We start from the raw sequence: 2,135 nt of genomic DNA, 5'->3' as shown, positions 1-2,135 counted from the left end.
TAGGGGCTAGGGGCTAGGGGCTAGGGACTAGGGGAAGAAGTGGCTATTATCAAACGTTTCCGGAATTAAGAACGTCCTAACTGCCTTGGCGGTTGCTGTATAGTTAATTATGCGATCGTTAAAGCTGAGTGGGATATGGGGAGAATTTCCGATTGTAAATCCCCATGCCCCATGCCCCATGTCCCATTCCCCATTCCCAAAATCATGTTGCGTCGTTACATATCCATCATTACCGCAATTTTATTGAGTTTAGTGTTAGTAGCTTGCACTGCTGCTACCACTCCATCGAATAACACTACAACTGACACCACTCCCAAAGTAGCCCAAAGAGTTATCACTCTCACTTCTCTCACATCCGATATTCTTTATCGATTGGATAAAACTAAAATTGTGGGGATGGTCGGTAGCAGATTGTTCGCTCAAGATAGCAGATTTCAAAATATCCCAAAAGTGAGCGAAGGACAGACACTACCGAATTTAGAAAAACTGATATCCCTCAAACCAGACCTCGTTATCGGTAACAAAGATTTTCACGCGCAAATATTGCCAAAATTAAAAGAATTGGGCATAGCAACTATTGGCGTAACGATTAAAAAATGGGACGATCTCACAGAAATAACTAAAACCGTTGCTGATGCGATCGCAGTCGATTCTACCCCACTTTTAACCCGCTATCAAACATTTCTAGAAAAACCTGCCGCTGCGTCCCCCTCCACTCTGGTGCTAGTCAGTCGCCAACCGATTTTATCCCCTAATAAAAATAGTTGGTCTGGCGATTTGCTGACAAAATTCGGCATTAAAAATATTGTCGCCGACTTACAGGCAAATAGTCCCCTTGATGGCTACTTTACCCTTTCAGCCGAAAAAATATTGCAGGCAAATCCAGAAGCAATTCTGATTGTAGACCAACCAAGTGGGAAGATTTCCGAACAATTCAAATCCGAACCTTTTTGGAGTAAGCTAAAAGCAACTCAAAACAACCGCATCTACGTTTTTGATTACTACGGTTTGGTGAATCCCGGCAGTCTCGATAAAATTGAAGAAACTTGTCAGAAATTAACAGAGGTAGTTAATAAAAATCGAGCGTGAAGCCTTCACTGTATGCGATTCGCTTTTTTTGTGGGCAGAAGGGCGATCGCGGTTTAAGTTTCTGGTTCATCACCTAAGAGTCGATCTATACTTTGAAGTGGTTGTTGAGAACAACGACGCACACGATGAATACGCACAATTCCTTGCTCTTGCTCAACTATTTAACTAACAGTAAATAAAATATTGAATTGCTTTTTATAGAGAAGTTGGCGTACCTCTATTCCCATATACTCACTTTCGATCGCCAAAGCACAACGCTTGGGAAAGTTTTCCAGCGTCAATATAATTTCATAACACCCTCTTACCCAGCGATAAGCTTTTTCCGGTGAATCTTTCTCGATCCAAAGAAAAATACTTTCTATATCAGCCACCGCAGTAGGAGATATTTCAATTCGGTAAGCCATATTTTTCCCGAAGTTCTGCAAATGCCTGCTTCAAAGGTATCCCTTTCCCTTGCTCAAATTCTTCAATACTTTTGCGGATACCCACAATAGACTCCAGCAACTCAATCTTATCGAGAAGTTGCTGGTAGCCTTCAGCATCTTGAACAACGGCAGTAGCTTTACCATTCACAGTCAGAACTATGGGTGCTTTAGTTTCTTTGAGTTTTGCCAGGAAAGCTTTCGCACCCCGTTGGAACTCTGAGAGAGGATAAATGTCACTCAGACTGAGCATAATATTTTCAAAAAATTATTTGCTAATTTCATGCTAACATTTGGCCATTGTTTTGTTTATTGTGCGATCGTCGGTACGATTTCAAGGTAAGGCAAGCAAGGCCCTTATCCCATAAGCTTTACAAGCTATTTATTAGATTTTATTATCACCACAAGTACGGGAGAGGCCATTTATCGATACAGTGCAGACGATGACGATACTGAGTGATATTCTGAAATAAGATCGATCGCCCACAACCAACCAAACCGCAAAACTCAAAGCCTCTCTCCTTGCAGGAGAGAGGTTTGGAGAGAGGTCTCCCCCATTCCATCAAAACAAACACAGATTAACGTGCATGGCAGAAAATACACCAAAACATATTTGGGTAATTA

3 protein-coding genes are annotated in these 2,135 nt (G+C 41.6%); 1 reads left to right on the top strand and 2 read right to left on the bottom strand.

What is annotated here, in order from left to right; translation table 11 throughout:
• Positions 1–171 precede the first annotated feature (171 nt).
• The gene (locus tag H6S82_RS30440) at positions 172–1,089 is read left to right on the top strand and encodes an ABC transporter substrate-binding protein (RefSeq protein WP_242057173.1); all 918 of its coding nucleotides are present in this window, start codon (positions 172–174) and stop codon (positions 1,087–1,089) included.
• Between the two features lie 161 nt (positions 1,090–1,250).
• On the opposite strand, the gene H6S82_RS30435 is transcribed toward H6S82_RS30440, so the two are convergent.
• Together H6S82_RS30435 and H6S82_RS30430 are read right to left on the bottom strand one after the other, a co-directional pair.
• Positions 1,251–1,493 (bottom strand): type II toxin-antitoxin system RelE/ParE family toxin, encoded by a 243-nt coding sequence (locus H6S82_RS30435; protein ID WP_242057172.1) that lies wholly within the window; start codon positions 1,491–1,493, stop codon positions 1,251–1,253.
• Positions 1,477–1,764 carry a type II toxin-antitoxin system Phd/YefM family antitoxin gene (locus H6S82_RS30430; RefSeq protein ID WP_190461703.1) on the bottom strand — a complete coding sequence of 96 codons (288 nt, stop codon included), beginning with the start codon at positions 1,762–1,764 and terminating at the stop codon, positions 1,477–1,479. The genes H6S82_RS30435 and H6S82_RS30430 overlap by 17 nt, the downstream gene beginning before the upstream one ends.
• Between the last annotated feature and the right edge of the window lie 371 nt (positions 1,765–2,135).

The sequence above is a fragment of the Planktothrix sp. FACHB-1355 genome, from assembly GCF_014748295.1.
GTDB classification, from domain to species: domain Bacteria; phylum Cyanobacteriota; class Cyanobacteriia; order Cyanobacteriales; family Aerosakkonemataceae; genus Aerosakkonema; species Aerosakkonema funiforme_A.
Note: the sequence above shows the minus strand (reverse complement) of the source record. Positions and strands in the feature narration are given on the sequence as shown.

Bases quoted from the DNA above. Each gene is read 5' to 3' on its own strand.
- H6S82_RS30430 (WP_190461703.1), bottom strand. From the start codon at position 1,764: ATGCTCAGTCTGAGTGACATTTATCCTCTCTCAGAGTTCCAACGGGGT.
- H6S82_RS30435 (WP_242057172.1), bottom strand. From the start codon at position 1,493: ATGGCTTACCGAATTGAAATATCTCCTACTGCGGTGGCTGATATAGAA.
- H6S82_RS30440 (WP_242057173.1), top strand. From the start codon at position 172: ATGCCCCATGTCCCATTCCCCATTCCCAAAATCATGTTGCGTCGTTAC.